General features: G+C 70.8%; 18 protein-coding genes, 1 pseudogene and 2 riboswitches. Of the genes and pseudogenes, 7 read left to right on the plus strand and 12 right to left on the minus strand.

The window, feature by feature from the left end:
* Positions 1-23: 23 nt before the first annotated feature.
* From IEZ20_RS34210 to IEZ20_RS34230, 5 genes are all read right to left on the minus strand, one after another.
* Positions 24-1775 carry an ABC transporter substrate-binding protein gene (locus IEZ20_RS34210; RefSeq protein WP_444545266.1) on the minus strand — a complete coding sequence of 584 codons (1752 nt, stop codon included), beginning with the start codon at positions 1773-1775 and terminating at the stop codon, positions 24-26.
* A 55-nt stretch (positions 1776-1830) separates the two neighbouring features.
* Entirely contained in the window at positions 1831-2829 is a 999-nt protein-coding gene (locus tag IEZ20_RS34215) for an ABC transporter permease (RefSeq protein WP_189305980.1), read from the minus strand.
* Between the two features lie 350 nt (positions 2830-3179).
* Positions 3180-3998, minus strand: coding sequence for an enhanced serine sensitivity protein SseB C-terminal domain-containing protein (locus IEZ20_RS34220; RefSeq protein WP_189305982.1), 819 nt, complete (start codon positions 3996-3998; stop codon positions 3180-3182).
* A 165-nt stretch (positions 3999-4163) separates the two neighbouring features.
* A complete protein-coding gene (locus tag IEZ20_RS34225; protein WP_189305984.1) occupies positions 4164-4955 on the minus strand; it encodes an enhanced serine sensitivity protein SseB in 792 nt (263 codons plus the stop codon).
* A gap of 90 nt (positions 4956-5045) precedes the next feature.
* Positions 5046-5714 carry an AAA family ATPase gene (locus IEZ20_RS34230; protein WP_189305986.1) on the minus strand — a complete coding sequence of 223 codons (669 nt, stop codon included), beginning with the start codon at positions 5712-5714 and terminating at the stop codon, positions 5046-5048.
* A gap of 179 nt (positions 5715-5893) precedes the next feature.
* Positions 5894-5991, plus strand: a riboswitch (glycine riboswitch).
* Positions 5992-6105: riboswitch (glycine riboswitch) on the plus strand.
* 42 nt (positions 6106-6147) lie between these two features.
* On the opposite strand from IEZ20_RS34230, the gene gcvT reads away from it, so the two are divergent.
* The 4 genes from gcvT to IEZ20_RS34250 all read left to right on the plus strand — a co-directional run bounded on the left by gcvT (position 6148) and on the right by IEZ20_RS34250 (position 10492).
* Positions 6148-7266 (plus strand): glycine cleavage system aminomethyltransferase GcvT, encoded by a 1119-nt coding sequence (gcvT, locus tag IEZ20_RS34235; protein WP_189305988.1) that lies wholly within the window; start codon positions 6148-6150, stop codon positions 7264-7266.
* A 138-nt stretch (positions 7267-7404) separates the two neighbouring features.
* Positions 7405-7782, plus strand: a complete 378-nt coding sequence (gcvH, locus tag IEZ20_RS34240) for a glycine cleavage system protein GcvH (RefSeq protein WP_189305990.1) — start codon at positions 7405-7407, stop codon at positions 7780-7782.
* Positions 7783-7796: 14 nt separating this feature from the next.
* Complete coding sequence (gene glyA / locus IEZ20_RS34245; RefSeq protein ID WP_189305992.1) at positions 7797-9062, plus strand: serine hydroxymethyltransferase; 1266 nt, start codon at positions 7797-7799, stop codon at positions 9060-9062.
* Positions 9063-9124: 62 nt separating this feature from the next.
* On the plus strand, positions 9125-10492 hold the full coding sequence (locus tag IEZ20_RS34250) for an L-serine ammonia-lyase (RefSeq protein ID WP_189305995.1): 1368 nt from the start codon (positions 9125-9127) through the stop codon (positions 10490-10492).
* Between the two features lie 76 nt (positions 10493-10568).
* On the opposite strand, the pseudogene IEZ20_RS34255 reads toward IEZ20_RS34250, so the two are convergent.
* A pseudogene (locus tag IEZ20_RS34255) lies at positions 10569-11546 on the minus strand (M28 family metallopeptidase); the annotation flags it as partial.
* 197 nt (positions 11547-11743) lie between these two features.
* On the opposite strand from IEZ20_RS34255, the gene IEZ20_RS34260 reads away from it, so the two are divergent.
* Together IEZ20_RS34260 and IEZ20_RS34265 are read left to right on the plus strand one after the other, a co-directional pair.
* A complete protein-coding gene (locus IEZ20_RS34260) occupies positions 11744-12775 on the plus strand; it encodes a phosphatidylinositol-specific phospholipase C domain-containing protein (RefSeq protein ID WP_189306049.1) in 1032 nt (343 codons plus the stop codon).
* A 36-nt stretch (positions 12776-12811) separates the two neighbouring features.
* Positions 12812-13366 (plus strand): glycoside hydrolase family 25 protein, encoded by a 555-nt coding sequence (locus IEZ20_RS34265; protein ID WP_189305997.1) that lies wholly within the window; start codon positions 12812-12814, stop codon positions 13364-13366.
* A gap of 81 nt (positions 13367-13447) precedes the next feature.
* Here the strand turns inward: IEZ20_RS34265 and IEZ20_RS34270 are convergent, their stop codons facing one another.
* From IEZ20_RS34270 to IEZ20_RS34280, 4 genes are all read right to left on the minus strand, one after another.
* Positions 13448-14140, minus strand: coding sequence for an NADPH-dependent F420 reductase (locus tag IEZ20_RS34270; protein ID WP_189305998.1), 693 nt, complete (start codon positions 14138-14140; stop codon positions 13448-13450).
* A gap of 70 nt (positions 14141-14210) precedes the next feature.
* Positions 14211-14333 carry a hypothetical protein gene (locus IEZ20_RS40845; protein WP_373304026.1) on the minus strand — a complete coding sequence of 41 codons (123 nt, stop codon included), beginning with the start codon at positions 14331-14333 and terminating at the stop codon, positions 14211-14213.
* Positions 14334-14483: 150 nt separating this feature from the next.
* A complete protein-coding gene (locus IEZ20_RS34275; RefSeq protein ID WP_189306000.1) occupies positions 14484-14696 on the minus strand; it encodes an EF-hand domain-containing protein in 213 nt (70 codons plus the stop codon).
* Positions 14697-14756: 60 nt separating this feature from the next.
* Positions 14757-15668, minus strand: coding sequence for a MerR family transcriptional regulator (locus IEZ20_RS34280; RefSeq protein ID WP_189306002.1), 912 nt, complete (start codon positions 15666-15668; stop codon positions 14757-14759).
* A gap of 47 nt (positions 15669-15715) precedes the next feature.
* On the opposite strand from IEZ20_RS34280, the gene IEZ20_RS34285 reads away from it, so the two are divergent.
* Positions 15716-16387 (plus strand): GNAT family N-acetyltransferase, encoded by a 672-nt coding sequence (locus tag IEZ20_RS34285; protein ID WP_189306004.1) that lies wholly within the window; start codon positions 15716-15718, stop codon positions 16385-16387.
* On the opposite strand, the gene IEZ20_RS34290 is transcribed toward IEZ20_RS34285, so the two are convergent.
* Positions 16354-17541, minus strand: a complete 1188-nt coding sequence (locus IEZ20_RS34290; RefSeq protein ID WP_189306006.1) for a YncE family protein — start codon at positions 17539-17541, stop codon at positions 16354-16356. The two genes, IEZ20_RS34285 and IEZ20_RS34290, sit on opposite strands and share 34 nt — an antisense overlap.
* Positions 17541-18332 carry a polysaccharide deacetylase family protein gene (locus IEZ20_RS34295; protein WP_189306008.1) on the minus strand — a complete coding sequence of 264 codons (792 nt, stop codon included), beginning with the start codon at positions 18330-18332 and terminating at the stop codon, positions 17541-17543. Before IEZ20_RS34295 ends, IEZ20_RS34290 begins: the two co-directional genes overlap by 1 nt.
* Positions 18333-18369 lie beyond the last annotated feature (37 nt).

The raw sequence follows: 18369 nt of genomic DNA on the forward strand, positions 1-18369 counted from the left end.
CCTTCACCTGCCTTCCGGGGCTGCTACTTCGACGCGACGCCGATGTTGAGGTAGTCGTACTGACCGCTGAAGGCCGCCGTGGAAACCAGGTTGGTGTAGTTCTGCGGGCGGGCGAGCAGGACCTTGAAGTAGGTCAGCGGGACGAGGACGGCGTCGTCCATGGTCTTCTTGTCGATCTGCGTGTAGAGGCTGTTGCGCTCAGTGGTGTCCTGAGTGCCGATCGCCTTGGACAGCAGGTTGTTGACGTCCTTGCTGTCGTACTGCGCCAGGTTGGTGTTGCCGGACTGGCTGATCGCCTTGCCGTTCAGGATCTGCTGCAGGAAGCCGTAGCCCGAGGGCCAGTCGGCGCCCCACTGCATCATGATCAGACCGAGGTTCTGCTTCTCGGTGAACTTCGGCACACCGGCGTAGTCGGTGAAGTACTTGCCGGACGGGTACTGCTTCAGGCTGGCGTTGATGCCGACCTTCTTCAGCGAGTTGATGATCGCCGTGGCGGCGTCGACCTCCTGCGGACGGTCCGAGCGGGCCGAGATGTTCGTGGAGATGGACGACTTGCCGCAGGCCTTCAGCTGCGCCTTGGCCTTGGCGACGTCACCCTTGTTGCCGGAGGTCGCGTAGACGTCCGACTTGGCGTAGCCAGGGATGTCCGGCGGCAGCACGGTGGACGCGATCTCACCGCGGATCGGGCCGCCCTCGGCGGTCTGCACCGAGACCTTGTCGATGGCGTACTGGACGGCCTTGCGGCACTCGACCTTGTCGAACGGCGCGACCTTGGTGTTGATCGCCATGTAGACGAGACGGCCACCGAAGGTGTTGTCGGTGCCTGCCTTCTTGTCCGGGTCGGTGATGACGTCGGCCTGGGTCGAGGCCTGGACGCCGGTACCGGCCAGGTCGATCGCCTTGCCGGCGAGGACGTCCTGGTCGATCGTCTCCGGGTTGACCTTCAGCTTGACGACGATCTTGTCCGGCAGCTGCTTGCGCAGCGGGTCGGTCTTCGCGTCCCAGTTCTCGTTGCGCACCAGGATGGCCTGCTTGCCGTCCTCGTAGCTCTGGAACTTGTACGAGCCCGAGGAGACGATGCTCTTGACGTAGTCGACGCCCTTGTCCTTCGCCTTCGGCACCGGGGCCGTCTGCGGGGCGGCGACCAGGTAGTCGAACTCCTGGAAGGCCTGCTTCAGGTGGAAGACGACGGTGGTGTCGTCCGGCGTCTCGATGGAGGACAGGCCCTTGTCGCTCTTGTCCTTGTACGGGCCCTTGTACTTGTCGCCGCCGGCCAGGAACTGCTGGAAGTAGTTCGGGCCGAGGGAGAGCACGTCACGCGCGAAGTTCGAGCGCTCGACGGCGTACTTGACGTCCTTCGAGGTGATCGGCGAGCCGTCCTCGTACTTCAGGCCCGAACGCAGCTTGTACGTCCAGGTCTTGCCGCCGTCGCTCGGGACGCCCTTGCTCGCGGCGAGGTCCGGGACGAGGGTGTTGCCCTCCTCGCCGGCGCCCGGCTTGAAGGTCATCAGCGGGCGGGCCCACAGCCGGCTCAGGTTGTACATGTACGCGTAGTACGTGTTGCCGGGGTCGAACGAGTCCGGGACGTCGGACAGCTCGTAGGTGAGCGTGCCGCCCTTCTTGTCGGACGCGTTGACGACGCCCTTGGTCGCGGCGTTGGCCCCGGCCGACTTGGTGCCGTTCTCGTTCTTGTTGTCATCGGCCTTGCTGCAGCCTGCAACGAGCAGGCTGGCGGAGCCGATGGCCGCGATCGCGGCCAGCGCTGACCTTCGCATGATGGGCGCTTTCCCCTCCATTGTTGGAAACTTTTCAGGCTCTCTGTGGCAGGCGTCAGCGACTGCGCGGGTCGAGAGCATCGCGTAGACCGTCGCCCAGCAGGTTGAACGCCAGCACGGTCACGAAGATGGCGAGTCCGGGGACGATCATGAACTGGGGGTCGACCTTGTAGAAGTTGACCGCCTCGCGGAGCATGCCGCCCCAGGACGCCTGCGGGGGCTGGATGCCGACGCCGAGGAAGCTCAGGGATGCCTCGAAGAGGATGTTGGTCGGGATGAGCAGCGTCGAGTAGACGATGATCGGGCCGACCAGGTTGGGCATCAGCTCCCGGAACAGGATGTACGGAGCCTTGGCGCCCATGCCCCGGGAGGCGTCGACGAACTCGCGCTCGCGCAGGGCGAGCGTCTGACCCCGGACGATCCGGCCCAGGTAGGGCCAGTTGAAGAAGCCGATGACGAAGATCAGCACGCTCAGGTGGAGCGGCAGTCCGTTCAGGCCGAACGCGCCGCCCTGGAGCGTGGCGGAGATGGAGATGGCGAACAGCAGGAGGGGGAAGGCGAGGAAGGTGTCCATCAGCCGGCTGATGATCGAGTCGACCCGCCCGCCGTAGTACCCCGCGATGACGCCCATGACGGCGCCGATCACGTTGGACAGGATGGTGGCGCCGAAGGCGACCACCAGCGACACCCAGGAGCCTTCCAGGATGCGGGTGGCGATGTCCCGGCCGAACTTCGGATCCACGCCGAGCGGGTGGTCCGCGCTCATGCCGCCCCAACTTCCCTTGGGCAGGGAGGTGTTGGGATCGATCAGGTCCTGGTTGAAGGCGTTGGGGTCAAGGCCGAGCAGGGACTGGATGGGCCGCGAGAGGACGGCGAGGAGGATCAGCAGGATCACGATGATGCCGCCCGCGACGGCCACCTTGTCCTTCTTGAACCGGGTCCAGGCGATCTGGCCCAGGGAACGACCCTCGATCTGCCCCTTTCCGACACCCTCCAGCACAGCCTCCGGCTGTGCCTCGGCTGCCGCCCCGGTGGTCTCGATCGGTGCGGTCACGGTGAGCGACCCCTCTCGCCGGTGGTGACCGGCCTGCGCCTGCCGCGGATTGCGGCTTTGTCGACTTGCCATCGATCATGAGGTCTCGACCTCACGTCTGAGTCGGGAGTCTTCAGCGTCGTCGCGATCACCCGCCAGAGCTGACGGCGAAAGTATGCGCAACCGTGATGCAGTCCAGGGGATTCCGTTATCCGATCAGTGGGTAACGGGTATCGGACGCACATCAGTTGGGACAGAACGGCGAATCCGCGCGGTTCGGGACGATCGGGCGAAGTCTACGCGCGCAGAAGTGTTTCGGCCTTGTAAATTCTTCGGCCCACGCTCAAAAAGCCTGTCGCTCCGCCCGGTTGTCAGTAACCGCCGCGCACCGGCGGGTAGCCGTATCCGGCGGCCGGTGACTGCGGCGGGGCCTGGAGCTGGGGCTGCGGCGGGGGCGCGGGGACGTGGGCCTCGCGGTCGTAGAAGGGGCGCGCGTTGGCCCGCATCCACATCACCACCGGGTCGTAGTCGTCGGTCATGGCGACCGTCGAGACCGGCAGCCCCTCCGGGACCGCGCCGATGGACTGCTGCATCATCGCGCGCACCGAGTCGACCGCGGCCGGCGAGGTGTCGTACACGTCCAGACCGATGGCGAGATACGGCGCCCCGAGCGCCGGCTGCACCCAGGCGCGGCGCAGCGAGCGCAGCGCGGGGGTCCGGTGCGCGTTCTGCGCGAGCAGGGCGTAGAACGCGGGGATCTCGATGCCGGGCTCCGACAGCCGCAGGGGCCCCGCGGGCTGGCGGTCCAGGCCGGCGGCGATGCGGCGCAGATCCAGCCAGGGGATGCCGACGCCGCCGCCCGGGGCGTGCGGGTTGAGCCAGAGGCCGTAGTGGTCGGGGTAGAGGGTGCGCGCCACGTCCAGGCCGTCGACCACTTCGTACGAGCGGTTCCAGCCGCTGGCCGACAGCTCCTGGGCGGAGGTGACGCAGGGGGCGTAGTGGCAGCCGTCGACCTCCATGTCCCCGTACTGGGCGTCCGGGGAGCCGGCCTGGCCGTGCCACAGGAGCATCCAGATCTGGCCGGAGGAGGGGGTGGCGAGGGCACGGAGCAGGGCCTCGTAGGCGTCGTAGCGTCCGGGCGTGACCTGGCGCAGCGTGTGCTCGACGCTGCCGCTGTGGCTCGCGCTCACCTTGTCGTGCCCTTCTTCGTCGGTGCCCCGCGTTCGGAGACAGCTTATGCGCCTGGTGGGCCGGGGCCTTCTGTTCGTTCGCGGGTGCGGGTCGTCCGTGGGTGGTCGCGCCCCGCGGCGGGGCCGCATGTCGGATGCGGCCCCGCGCCCCTGCGGGGCGCTTCTTCAGTGACCCGACTGATAGAAGGGGCGCACGCTCGCCTTCAGCCAGGTGGCCACCGGGTCGTCCGTCACGTCCATGAGGACCAGGCTGACCGGCCACCGGACCGGCACCTTGGCCAGCGCCCGGCCCAGGGCCTCCAGGGGGCGGGTGCGGAGGTCGCCCTCCCACTGGGAGAGTTCCACGCCGACGAACATCACCGGGTCGGCCGTCTCGACGGCGGCCAGGCAGCGGCGGGCGGTGAGGACCACGCCGGTACCGGCGAACTCGGCGGAGGCGGCAGAGAGGAAGTCGACCGGGTCGTCCTGCCAGTCGGGCTCGAAGAGGCGCACCCGGCCGCCGGTGTTGGGGCCGTCGAGCGGGGTGCGGCCGGCCCGGCACAGCTCGGCCACGGCGTCGGGCGGCAGCGGGACGCCGACCACACCGCCCGGGTTGACCGCGATGCCCGCCTGCGGGGGCAGGCCGCGGGCGAACTCCAGGGCGGGGGCGACGGTGTACGGCATGTGGGCACCGGCCACCTGGCGCAGCTGTTCCTCGGAGCTGAACACGGGGACGTACGTCTGGCCCTCGATGTCCGTCGTCGGCAGGTCCAGCGGGCCGCTGTCCGGGCCCCCGCCGTTCGGCAGCGGTATCCACAGGAGGCTGCGGCCGAGGACCTCGATGATCCGGCCGCCCGCCGAGGGCACGCCGAGGGAGGCCGAGAGCACCTCCTCCAGCTCGTTGCCGGGCCACCCGCCGTGCGGGTGGGGGTGCGCCTGTGCCGGGAAGTCCGCGGGAAGGTCCGCCGGGAAGTCCATGTGCCTACCGCCTGCTGGGGATCACTGCTGTGCGCGAAAAGGCTAGCGGGTGGCGGTGACAGTGCCTCACCGCGTGAGAGCCGGCGTCCCTCACCGGGTGAAGCCGACGCGGCCGAGGACGTCCGCCGCGTCCCGGTCCAGCAGCACGGCCGCGCCGCAGCCGGCGGGCAGCTCGCCCCGCTCCACCGCGCGCAGCAGGCGGGCGGTGGAGCGGCGGTGGCGGCGGAAGGCGTAGCGGGACACGCCCCGGCCGCGCTCGCGCTGGCCCTCGCGGGCCGCCTCGGGGCTGACGTCGAGGAGGAGCAGGTGCAGGGTGGCGCCCCGGCGGCGGGCCTCGCGGGCCAGCCAGGCGCGCACCCAGGACTGGGTGCCGCAGTCGTGCACGACGACTCCCTCGCCGGTGCGCAGGGCGCGGCGCAGTCCGGCGTAGTGGGCGAGGCGGACCAGGGGGCGGTACAGGGCGTAGGGGAGGAAGCCGGGGACGCGGGCCTGCCAGCGGTCGCGGGTGTCCTGGGAGTCGATGCGCCGGCCGGTGACCGCGCGGTGCATCAGGGTGGACTTGCCGCTGCCGGGCAGTCCGGTGACCACCACCAGGTCGCGGGGGCCGAAGAGCAGGGCGTGCGGGCTGCGGCCGGCGCGGTCGCGCAGGTCGCGCACGACCGGTGCGGGGCGGTCCGCGCCGCGCTCACGGGACAGGGCGGGGGGCTGCTTCGGCACCGCGATGCCGGCGTCGGCGGCGTAGGCCGAGATCCTGTTCACCGTGATCGTCCTCCCCTGTGGGCTCGGTCAATCCCATGCCCGTTGTATGTAAAGAGAAGGTAATGGGCAACGGTCGGCGGTTCGTGTGCGTACGGCCACAGGTTGGTCACAAGGAGCGTGCTCTGGCTGGGCGGGGTGCGGCGTGCAATGATGACCCCGCCAACTGCATACCGGCCGCTTGAATCCGCGCGGGAGAGTTCCCAGCAGTCTTCGCTGGGACGCCGAAGGAGCAAGTCCCTCCCTTGAATCTCTCAGGCCCCGTTACCGCGCGGGCGAGGCACATCTGAAAAGCGGGCCGCTCCAGACAGTGGCTCCACCCAAGGTGCAAGCCGTGATCGTCCCCGTGGCGGTCGTGGCGAACCTCTCAGGTTCCGATGACAGATGGGGAGGAACGTTCCTCGCCTGTCCGCCTGCCCTGGGAGACGACCGTCCGATGAGCAGTTCTGCACCCCGCCACACCGCGCTCGATGCCGTGCATCGCTCGCTCGGTGCGACGATGACCGACTTCGCCGGCTGGGACATGCCGCTGCGCTACGGCTCCGAGCGCGACGAGCACCTCGCCGTGCGCACGAAGGCCGGTCTCTTCGACCTCTCGCACATGGGCGAGATCACCGTCACCGGCGCCGAGGCCGCCGCGTTCCTGAACTTCGCCCTGGTCGGCAACATCGCCTCCGTCGGCGTGGGCCGCGCCCGCTACACCATGATCTGCCAGGCCGACGGCGGCATCCTGGACGACCTGATCGTCTACCGGCTGGCCGAGACCGAGTACATGGTCGTCGCCAACGCCTCCAACGCCCAGGTCGTGCTGGACGCGCTCACCGAGCGCGCCGCCGACTTCGACGCCGAGGTGCGTGACGACCGGGACGCGTACGCGCTGATCGCCGTGCAGGGCCCGGAGTCCCCGGGGATCCTGAAGTCGCTCACCGACGCCGACCTGGACGGTCTGAAGTACTACGCCGGCCTGCCCGGCACGGTCGCCGGTGTCCCGGCGCTGATCGCCCGCACCGGCTACACCGGCGAGGACGGCTTCGAGCTGTTCGTGAAGCCGGAGCACGCCGTCGAGCTGTGGCAGGCGCTGACCAAGGCCGGCGAGGGCGTCGGCCTGGTGCCGTGCGGGCTGTCCTGCCGGGACACGCTGCGCCTGGAGGCGGGCATGCCGCTGTACGGGCACGAGCTGACCACCTCCCTCACGCCGTTCGACGCCGGGCTCGGCCGGGTGGTGAAGTTCGAGAAGGAGGGCGACTTCGTGGGCCGCGAGGCGCTCACGCGGGCCGCCGCCCGGGCCGAGGAGAACCCGCCGCGGGTGCTCGTCGGCCTGGTCGCCGAGGGCCGCCGGGTGCCGCGCGCCGGGTACGCCGTCGTCGCCGGCGGCGAGGTGATCGGCGAGGTCACCTCCGGCGCCCCCTCCCCCACCCTGGGCAAGCCGATCGCGATGGCCTACGTCGACGCCGCGCACGCCGCGCCGGGCACCGAGGGCGTCGGCGTGGACATCCGGGGCACCCACGAGGCGTACCGGGTCGTGGCGCTGCCGTTCTACAAGCGCCAGAAGTAAAGACTGGGCGCGGTCGGCCGTCTCCGGGGCCCCCGTCCCGTGGCCGGCACGTGACCCTGCGCACATTCGGCCGCTCACCAGCGGTTTCCGCAGTCCCCCCGTCATCAGCACTCCCGCGTGTACAGGAGAATTCAGGCCATGAGCAACCCCCAGCAGCTGCGCTACAGCAAGGAGCACGAGTGGCTGTCGGCCGCCGAGGACGGCGTCGCGACGGTCGGCATCACGGAGCACGCGGCCAACGCGCTCGGTGACGTCGTCTTCGTCCAGCTCCCCGACGTCGGCTCCACCGTGTCCGCGGGCGAGACCTGCGGCGAGCTGGAGTCGACGAAGTCGGTGTCCGACCTGTACTCGCCGGTCACCGGTGAGGTCACCGAGGTCAACGAGGACGTCGTCAGCGACCCGTCGCTGGTGAACTCCGCTCCCTTCGAGGGCGGCTGGCTGTTCAAGGTACGCGTCGCGGAGGAGCCGGCCGATCTGCTCTCCGCCGACGAGTACACCGCCTTTTCCGCCGGCTGAGGAGTCGTAGCCGTATGACTGTTCTGAACACGCCCCTGCACGAGCTGGACCCGGAGATCGCCGCCGCGGTCGACGCCGAGCTGAACCGTCAGCAGTCGACCCTGGAGATGATCGCCTCCGAGAACTTCGCGCCGCTCGCGGTGATGGAGGCGCAGGGCTCGGTCCTCACCAACAAGTACGCCGAGGGCTACCCGGGCCGCCGTTACTACGGCGGCTGCGAGCACGTCGACGTCGCCGAGCAGATCGCCATCGACCGGGTCAAGGAGCTGTTCGGCGCCGAGTACGCCAACGTGCAGCCCCACTCCGGCGCCTCCGCGAACCAGGCGGCCCTGTTCGCGCTGGCCCAGCCCGGGGACACCATCCTCGGCCTGGACCTGGCGCACGGCGGTCACCTGACCCACGGGATGCGGCTGAACTTCTCCGGCAAGCAGTTCGACGTCGTCGCCTACCACGTGGACGCCGAGACCGGCCTGGTCGACATGGCCGAGGTCGAGAAGCTCGCCAAGGAGCACCGCCCGAAGGTGATCATCGCGGGCTGGTCGGCGTACCCGCGTGAGCTGGACTTCGCCGAGTTCCGCCGGATCGCCGACGAGGTCGGTGCGTACCTGTGGGTCGACATGGCGCACTTCGCGGGCCTGGTCGCGGCCGGTCTGCACGCCAACCCGGTGGAGTACGCGGACGTCGTCACCTCCACCACCCACAAGACGCTGGGCGGGCCGCGCGGCGGCATCATCCTGGCGAAGAAGGACTTCGCGAAGAAGCTGAACTCCTCCGTCTTCCCGGGCTTCCAGGGCGGTCCCCTGGAGCACGTGATCGCGGCGAAGGCGGTCTCCTTCAAGGTCGCCGCCTCGGAGGACTTCAAGGAGCGCCAGCGTCGTACGGTGGAAGGTGCGCGCATCCTCGCCGAGCGGCTGACGGCTCCGGACGCGCGCGAGGCGGGCGTGAACGTGCTGTCCGGTGGCACCGACGTGCACCTGATCCTCGTGGACCTGCGTGCGTCGGAGCTGGACGGCCAGCAGGCCGAGGACCGGCTCCACGAGGTCGGCATCACGGTCAACCGCAACGCCGTCCCGAACGACCCGCGGCCGCCGATGGTCACCTCGGGTCTGCGCATCGGTACGCCGGCCCTGGCGACCCGCGGCTTCACGGCCGAGGACTTCGCCGAGGTCGCGGACGTGATCGCGGAGGCGCTGAAGCCGTCCTACGACGCCGAGGCCCTCAAGGCGCGCGTGAAGGCGCTCGCCGACAAGCACCCGCTGTACCCGGGTCTGAACAAGTAAGCCCCCGGTGGGGCACCCGGACGAGGGTGCCCCGCCACCCCCTGTTGTCTTGAGGAGTGACCGTGGCCATCTCGGTCTTCGACCTGTTCTCGATCGGCATCGGCCCGTCCAGCTCCCACACGGTCGGCCCGATGCGGGCGGCGCGGATGTTCGCCCGCCGCCTGCGCAACGAAGGCCTGCTGGAGAAGGCCGCCTCCGTCCGCACGGAGCTGTACGGCTCCCTGGGCGCGACCGGACACGGCCACGGCACCCCGAAGGCCGTCCTGCTCGGCCTGGCCGGCGACTCGCCGCGCACGGTGGACGTGGAGACGGCGGACGCGCGCGTGGAGGCGATCAGGACCGAGGGCCGGATCAGGCTCCTCGGCGAGCACGAGATCGCCTTCGACTTCGACCGGGACCTGGTGCTGCACCGCCGCAAGGCCCTGCCGTACCACGCCAACGGCATGACGCTGTGGGCGTACGGCGCCGACGGCGAGGAGCTGCTCTCCAAGACGTACTACTCGGTCGGCGGCGGCTTCGTCGTCGACGAGGACGCGGTGGGCGCGGACCGGATCAAGCTGGACGACACGGTCCTGAAGTACCCGTTCCGCACGGGTGACGAGCTGCTGCGGCTGACGAAGGAGACGGGCCTGTCGATCTCCTCGCTGATGCTGGAGAACGAGCGGGCCTGGCGCTCCGAGGAGGAGATCCGCGCGGGCCTGCTGGAGATCTGGCGGGTGATGCGCGAGTGCGTGCAGCGGGGCATGTCCCGTGAGGGCATCCTGCCCGGCGGTCTGAAGGTCCGCCGCCGCGCGGCCGTCTCGGCCCGCCAGCTGCGCGCCGAGGGCGACCCGCTGGCGCACGCCATGGAGTGGATCACGCTCTACGCGATGGCGGTGAACGAGGAGAACGCGGCCGGCGGCCGGGTGGTGACGGCCCCCACCAACGGCGCGGCCGGCATCATCCCGGCGGTCCTGCACTACTACATCAACTTCGTGCCGGGTGCCGACGAGGAGGGCGTGGTCCGCTTCCTGCTGGCCGCGGGTGCCATCGGCATGCTCTTCAAGGAGAACGCGTCCATCTCCGGCGCCGAGGTCGGCTGCCAGGGCGAGGTCGGCTCCGCCTGCTCCATGGCGGCGGGCGCGCTCGCCGAGGTGCTCGGCGGCTCCCCCGAGCAGGTGGAGAACGCGGCCGAGATCGGCATGGAGCACAACCTCGGCCTGACCTGCGACCCGGTCGGCGGCCTGGTCCAGATCCCGTGCATCGAGCGCAACGGCATGGCCGCGGTGAAGGCGGTCACCGCCGCGAAGATGGCGATGCGCGGCGACGGCTCGCACAAGGTGTCCCTGGACAAGGTCATCAAGACGATGAAGGACACCGGCGCGGACATGAGCGTGAAGTACAAGGAGACGGCGCGGGGCGGGCTCGCGGTGAACATCATCGAGTGCTAGCCCGGCCGGGCGGGACGGTGAAAGGGAGGCGGATCCCCTGTGGTCCGCCTCCCTTCGCCGTCCCGCCGGCGGCTCAGCCGGCCGAGACCGCCTGCTTCCACAGCGTGTAGGCGACACCGTCCGCGCTGCGGTTCAGGCCGGTGGCGTTGATGTTGGCGGTGGTGTCGCAGGAGGAGTGGTAGCAGCGGTCGTACGCGGCGCCCGCCGTCCCGCCCCACTTGGCCGCCTGCGCCGAGGTCTTGCGGGCGCTCGCGCCCATGGCGTAGCCGGAGGTCGGGATGGAGTAGGCCTCGAAGGAGTAGTCGTCGGAGCGGCCCGCGCCCTCGGTGTTCTCCTCCGGCCGGAGGTTGAGCGAGTCCCAGTACGCCTTCATCGGCGCGGCGGCGGCGGAGTCGATGTGGTTGATGAAGTAGCCGCCGTTGGGCGAGGCGACCATGTCGAAGTTGTAGTACGCCTTGATCGCGGAGCGCTGGGCGGAGGTGAGGGAGCGGACGTAGAAGTCCGAGCCGTTGAGGCCTGCCTCCTCGTCCGTCCACCAGCCGAAGCGGACGCGGGCCGCCATCGCGGGGCGGGTCTCGGCGAGTTTCAGGGCGACCTCCAGGAGGGCCGCGCTGCCGGAGCCGTTGTCGTTGATGCCGGGACCGGCGGAGACGCCGTCGAGGTGGGAGCCGAACATGTACACCTTCGACGCGTCGCCGTAGGGCCACTCGGCTATCAGGTTGGGTCCGGCGCCGCGGGTGCAACCGGAGGAGCAGGCCTGCTCGGTGACGGTGTATCCGGCCGCCTGGAGCTTGCCCTTCACGTAGGCGACCGAGTCGCGGTAGCCCTGGCCGGTCGATCTGCGGTTGCCGCCGTTGCGGCTCGCTATGGCGCCCAGTTCGGTGAGGTGTGCCTGGACCCTGGCGACGTCGATGTCGGGCGCGGTCGCGGCCGGGGTGGGGTCCTGGGGGCGCGGGGAGGCCGCTTCGGCGTTCGGGGGCAGTGCGGCGAGGCCGGCGGCGGCCGTGGCGAGCGCGAGGCCTGCCAGGGTGAGTTTTCTCGGTCGTACCACCATGTCTCCTTGTGGGGTGGAGGAAACGGGGGGTGGGTGTCCGGCCCGGTGAGGCCGTGCACACCTCAGTGTGAGCATGCTCATGCCAAGGCCATGCCAAGCATGGACTCCGGGAAGGATGTTCCCCCTGGGGCTACCGTACGGTAACCGCTCGGCCCTACGCTGCCGCCAACTGGACTGCGGCGAAAGGGATTTCGGTGATACGCGGACTGAGACGGCTGGCGGCGCTCGCGGGCGCCGCCGCTCTGCTGGCGGTGGCACCGGGCAACGCCCACGCGGCGTCGCCGAAGTTCTCCGAGACGACGGCCATCGGTACGCACAACGCGTACGAGAAGGCCAAGTACACCTACTTCGCCCAGGCTCTGGACTCCGGGGCCTCACTGCTGGAGCTGGACGTCTACGTCGACAGCATCAGCCACCGCTGGCGGGTCAGCCACAGCAACCCCCTGGGCAACGACAACAACTGCGAGGCGGCGAAGACCCCGGGCGAGCTGTACAGCAAGAGCCGCAACCAGGACCTCGGCGGCTGCCTGGACAACATGGCCGCGTGGAACCAGCTCCACCCCGACCACCCGCCCATCCTCGTCAAGGTCGAGATGAAGGTCGGCTTCAACGACAAGGGGGGCCTCGGACCGGACGAGTTCGACACACTGGTCGCGCAGAAGCTGGGCGGCAGTGTCTACAAGCCGGCCGACCTGCTCGGCGGGACGTACAGCACGCTGGACGCGGCGGCCAAGGCCAACGCCTGGCCCGACCGGGACTCCCTCAAGGGCAAGTTCCTCTTCGACCTGATCCCGGGCACGGTGGAGCAGTCCAACCCGTTCGACAGCTACTGGACGGACGAGGAGTACGGCGACCACCTGCGCGACCTGTACGCGGCCGGCCGCATCTCCTCGGCCCAGGCCTTCCCGGCCGTGCTCGGCGCCGAGAACGGCGACCCGCGCACCGGCCGCTACGACGCCTCGATCCGCCCCTGGTTCGTGTTCTTCGACGGTGACGCGGCCAGTTACGCGAACAACGGCTACGACACCTCGTTCTACTCCGCGAACCACTACATCCTGATCGCCACGGACGCCCACAACGTGTCCCCGGCGATCTCCTCCACCAGTCCGACGGACGCCGAAGTCGCCGCGCGCCTCGCCCTGTTGGCCAGGAACCACGCGAGCCTGATCACCTCGGACTGGTCGGCGAAGCCGGCGTCGGTGCTGAGTTCGGTGACCACCCGAAGCTGAGGTTCCGGACCGGCGCCCACGGGGGACAACCTTCACATGCTGCATGGCATCGACGTGAGCGCCTTCCAGTCCTCCTCCTACGGGACGGGCGGCCTCTCCTTCGTCTTCATCAAGGCGACGGAGGGCCGTTCGTACGTCAACCCGAAACTCGCGGCGCAGACCAAGCGCGCCCGCGACGCGGGCCTGGTCGTCGGCTTCTACCACTTCCTGTGGCCCGGCAACCTCACCGCCCAGGCCGAGCACTTCCTCGGCCACGCCCCCGACCGCCGCGGCGACCTCCTCGCCGTCGACTGGGAAACCACCGGCGAGGGCACCCACGCGAGCAACGCGGAGAAGGACCGCTTCATCCGCAAGCTCAAGGAGTTACGGCCGCACAACCGGGTCGTCCTCTACTGCAACCGCCACTTCTGGCTGAACGTCGACACCACCTCCTATGCCGGGGACGGCCTGTGGATCGCCGACTACGTCACCGCGGGCAAGCCGCGCATCGAGGCCAAGTGGCGGTTCCACCAGTACACCAGCGAGCCCCACGACAAGGACGTGGCGCACTTCGCCGAGGAGGGCGACCTGCGCGACTGGGCCACGCCGTAGGGCCTCTCCCGACCCCGGCGTGATCCGGAAGAGAGGCCCTGGGCCCGGGCGGGGACCCCGGGCCCGGAAGGCGGGCGCGGGTCAGGCCCGGAAGTCCGCGGGGCGTTCCGGGGTGGCCTCCGCCAGGGCCTTCTCCACGGCGGGCGTGCCGGCGCGGAGGCCGTAGACGGGGGTGCCGGGCTGCTGGCGCCAGGAGTCGGCGATGGTGCCGGCGTCGACCGTGTCGAAGCCCAGCTCGTCGATCAGGGTGCGGACCGTGCGCTTGGCGCCCTCGTCGTCGCCGGCGACGGGGAGGGCCATGCGGTCGGGGTCGCCCGCGGGGCGGGCGCGGTCCAGGAGGTCCTGGGCGTAGGTGCCGTTGAAGGCCTTGATCACGGGGTGGCCGAGGTGCTGCTCGGTCCAGCGGCTCTCGGTGAGGCCCTCGTCCTCGATGGCGGCGATGCGGCCGTCGCGCTGTGGGTAGTAGTTGCCGGTGTCGATCACGACGGCACCCTCGGCCGCGCCGTCCAGCAGGCCGGAGGGAAGGCCGGGGACGGCCTTCAGGGGGACGGTGACGATCACGACCTCGGCGCCCTCGGCCGCGTCCTCGGCCCGGACCGGGGTGGCGCCGGTCTCCTCGGCCAGTTCGCGGAGTGTCTCGGGGCCGCGGGAGTTGGCGACGGAGACGTCATGGCCGAGGGCGGTGAGCCGCCGGGTCAGGTTGCCGCCGATGTTCCCCGCGCCGATGATGCCGATCTTCATGGCTGACCTTCCGGATGATCCATGCGCGTGCATGCTTCTGTCGACCGCGACAACCTCCCCGCGCCGGGGAGTATTCCGCCCCACCCCCGGACGGGTGACGGCGTCACCCCCGTCCGCGCAGGAGTTCCAGCGGCTGCTGCTCCCGGACGAGCCGGTGACCGGACTGGACCCGCCCGGCCGGGAGCGGCTGGGTGCCGGCCTCCGGGCCGGTCGCTTCCGTGCTCACCGGGGACCGGGTCGGCGCCTGTTTCGGCCTGCCGCTGGCACTGGAGCGGCACGGGGGCCGCTGGAGCGTGCGGATCCGGCGCGTGCGGTGACGGTGTGACGCAGGGGGTGTCCGGGCCGTTCGGCGCGGGCACCCCCTGTCGTCGCCGGGTCACTTGTTCAGGTAGGCCCAGAACTCGTCGAACGACAGCACCTTGTCGCCGTTGAGGTCGCGGGACTTGATGACGGCCTCCGCGACCGTCTCGGTGACGTTCCAGTCACCCTGCTGCGCCAGGGCGGACTTGAACTCCGCCGCGGTGATGAATCCGTCACCGTCCGCGTCGATCCGCTGGAACTGCTTGCGTGCTTCCTCGATGTCCGCCACCGATCCGCCCCTTTTTGTTCGTGTTTCTCATGCCGTGCTGGCGTACTGACGCTGGTCAGATTAACGGCCCGCACGAGCACGGAGTGCGGCGACCACCCAGGCGAAGTCCTCGGCGTGCGGTGGAGCGGGCTGCCGGTTCACCACGGCGAGCAGTTCCCGGTAGCGGGCCACGCGCTCGTCGAAGCCGGCCGTCATGCGCTCCAGCGCCTCGGCGCGGTCGGCGTCGCCGAAGAGTTCGCGCAGCACCTCCTCCGCTTCCGGGGCCGTGGGCTCGACGCCGCGCTCGCGGGCCGGTGCCACCAGGTCCACGAGCCGCCTGGCGAACCACAGGGACCGCCCGCGCGGCTCGCCGGGCCTCCGGCCGGCCGCGTTGAACTCGACGGCCCGGCGCATCTGCGCCCGGAACTCCGGGTCCTGGAGCATCTCGGCCAGCTCCACCCAGGCATCGACCTCCTCCGGGGTGGGGTCCTCCGCCAGGTGGACGGCGGTGCGCCGGATCCGCTCCCGGACGTCGGGGTCCACGGTGTCCAGTCCGTGCAGCGTCTCGGCCACGAACTCCTCCATGATCCGCTGCCGTTCGGCGGCGGACAGTCGCGCCAGCTTGTTCACGAGGGTCGTCTCCTCTGCGGTGGAACCGCGTCGCGCCACGGTCGACAGCACCGCACGGGTCACCCCGAGCGACCGGATCCGCGCGTCCAGCGCCGCCACGTGCGTGGCCGCGACCTGGGCCACGGTCCGCTCGCCGGCCAGCACCCCGCGCACGTCCTGAAGGCCGAGGCCCAGCTCGCGCAGGGTGCGGATCAGCTCCAGGCGGGCGACGTCCCCGGCGCCGTAGAGCCGGTAGCCGCCGGCCGACCGGGTCACCGGGAGGAGCACGCCCTCGTCGGACCAGTAGCGGATGGTGCGCACGGTCAGTCCGGTGGCGCGGGCCAGCTCGCCGATGGTGAGGAGTCCGGTGCCGTCTTCGATCATGTCTGCGAGTCTGGGCCTTCCAGTGGGTGGAGACTCAAGGAGCGGCCTTGGAGACCTTGCGGGACATTCTCGACGCGGCGGCGGCCGGGGTCTTCCCGTCGCCGGACGGCGGTACGACGGTCGTACCGCAGCCCTCGCCGCGGGATGCCGGGGTGATGTCGTTCACCGCGCACACCGTGATCTTCACCGACGAGGACCCGGCGTGGATCCGCGCGACCCTGGCCGGCCTGGACTGCGATCCGCTGGCGGCCACGATGAACCCGTGGTTCCTGACCGCCCTCCTGGAGCGGACCGGACGCCGGGCGGAGACCGTCGACGCGGTCCTGGTGGGCGGCCCGCTGGCGGGCGAGCCCCCGCTCGCGCTGACCGAGGTGCAGGGCGCCGGACACCCCCGGGCGGCCTACGCCCGGCACCGGCGCGACGACGTCCGGGTCTGGACGGCGGACGGCGGGGTGCTGGTCATGGGGCGCGGGGTCGCCGGACGGCTGGAGGTGTCGGTCGAGGTGGACGAGCCCTGCGCGCCGGGGCCCACGGCCCGGCGGCGGGGGCTCGGGCGGCTGCTGGTGACCGCGGCCCGGCACCTCGCCGGGGAGCCGCTGTGGGCGCAGGTCTCCCCGGGCAACGCCCGCAGCCTGCGGGCGTTCCAGGCGGCCGGGTACCGTCCGGTGGGGGCCGAGCTGCTGCTTCAGCGGAAGATGCCGGTGTGCCCCAGTGAGTAGCGGCCGGGCTGGGGGTAGACGGCGAGCCCGTGCGGGCCGCTGCCGACCTTGATGCGGGCCAGCTGGGCGCCGGTGCGGGTGTCGATGGCGTACACCTCGGAGTTGTAGCGGCCGGACAGCCACAGGACCTTGCCGTCGGCGGAGACACCGCCCATGTCGGGGCTTCCGCCGCCGGGCAGGTGCCACTTCCTGGTGAGCCGGTCCTGGGCGAAGTCGAAGACGGAGATGGTCCCCTCGCCGCGGTTGGAGATGTACATCTCGCGGGAGTCGCGGCTGACGTAGAGGCCGTGGGCTCCCTTGCCGGTGGCCAGGAACCGGGGCCGGGTGAACCTGTCGCCGTCCAGGATCCACACGCCGTGGGCCATCATGTCGGCGATGTAGAACAGCTTGCCGTCCGGGGAGATCTTGACGTCCTGCGGCATCGCGCCGCGCAGCGGCAGTTTCTCCTGGGCGACGACCTTCATCCCGGCCGTGTCGACCTTGAGGATCTCGCCGCTGAACTCGCAGGAGACGATGAAGTAGCGGCCGTCGATGGAGAAGTCGGCGTGGTTGACGCCGTAGCAGCTGACCGGGACGGCCTTGACGACCTTCATGGTGTGCGCGTCCCGGAAGACGAGCTGTCGGTCCATGGAGGCCATGACGACGGCGTACCGGCCGTCGGGCGTGAAGTACAGGTTGTACGGGTCGTGCACGTCGACCGGTGCGCCGGCCTTGCCGGTCCGCGGGTCGATCGGGGTGAGGCTGTTGCCGAGGTCGTTGTTGACCCAGAGGGTCTTCAGGTCCCAGGACGGCACGACGTGCTGGGGCTGGCGGCCGACCTTGATGGTCTCGACGACCCGGTAGGTCGCGGGGTCGATGACGGTGACGGTGTCGGAGTTGGTGTTGGGGACGTACACCCGGGTGGGGAAGTCCTTGACCACGGGCGAGAGCCGGTTCGGCCGGTCGGCGGCGTACAGGTCGGTCGGGTCCTCGACCGGTGGCATCCCGGGCAACACGTTCACCCGCGGCTTCTTCACCTGCGGCCGGACCGGCGCCTTGGTGCCGAGGGCCTCGCTCTCGCGGTCCCCGCTGCCGCCGCCGCACGCGGAGAGCAGGGTCAGGGCGGTGACGGCGGCACCGGCGGCCAGCAGGCGGGCGGCTTTCGTGGTTCGCATCAGCTCAGCAGCTCCGTGGTGGTGACCGCGCGCAGTCCGCGGCGGCCGAGTTCGGTCAGGACGTCGGGGAGGGCGGCGACCGTGTCCGGGTAGCCGAAGTGCAGGCTCACCACCGATCCGTCGCGTACGCCGGCGAGGACCTGCCGGGTGACGGCGGCGGCGCCGGGGCGGGTGTAGTCGAGCGAGTCGACGTCGTACGACAGCACGTGCGGGTAGCCGGCGGCGCGGGCCAGCCGGGTGACGAGCGGGGAGGCGGACGGGGCGCGGGAGGGCCGGAACCAGGTGCCGATGGAGCCGGTGAGCCGCTTCAGCCGTTCGGCGCAGTCGGTGATCTCCCGGCGGGCCTCCGCCTCGGGCAGGGAGTTGACGCCGATGTGCCGCTGGGTGTGGTTGCCGAGGTCGTGGCCGCCGTCGAGGACGCGGCGGGCGAGGTCCGGGTGCTCGTCCAGCCAGCTGCCGACGGCGAGCACGGTGAGCCGGGCGCCGTACCGCTCGGCCGTCGTGAGCAGCGCGCGGGCCAGGGCGGGGTCGCCCTGGCCGTGGAAGGTGAGGGCCACCTGGGGACGGGTGCGCGGACCGTGGGTGATCTGGGCGGGGTGGCCGGGGTAGGCCCGGGGGGCGGGGGCCGCCGACGGGGGTGCGGAGGGCGAGGGCGAGCGGGCGGGGGAGGCCGGGGCGGGCGGAGCGGCGGCCCGGCCGGTGCCGCACCCGGTGGTGAGGGCACCGCCGGCCACGATCCCGGCGCCGGCGCGCAGCACTTCACGGCGGTGGGTGGAGGTCACACGCACCATTTAAGGGTGGTTTGGCGGGAAAACCGGAGATTAGCCC

Source organism: Streptomyces cinerochromogenes (assembly GCF_014648635.1).
GTDB lineage: Bacteria > Actinomycetota > Actinomycetes > Streptomycetales > Streptomycetaceae > Streptomyces > Streptomyces cinerochromogenes.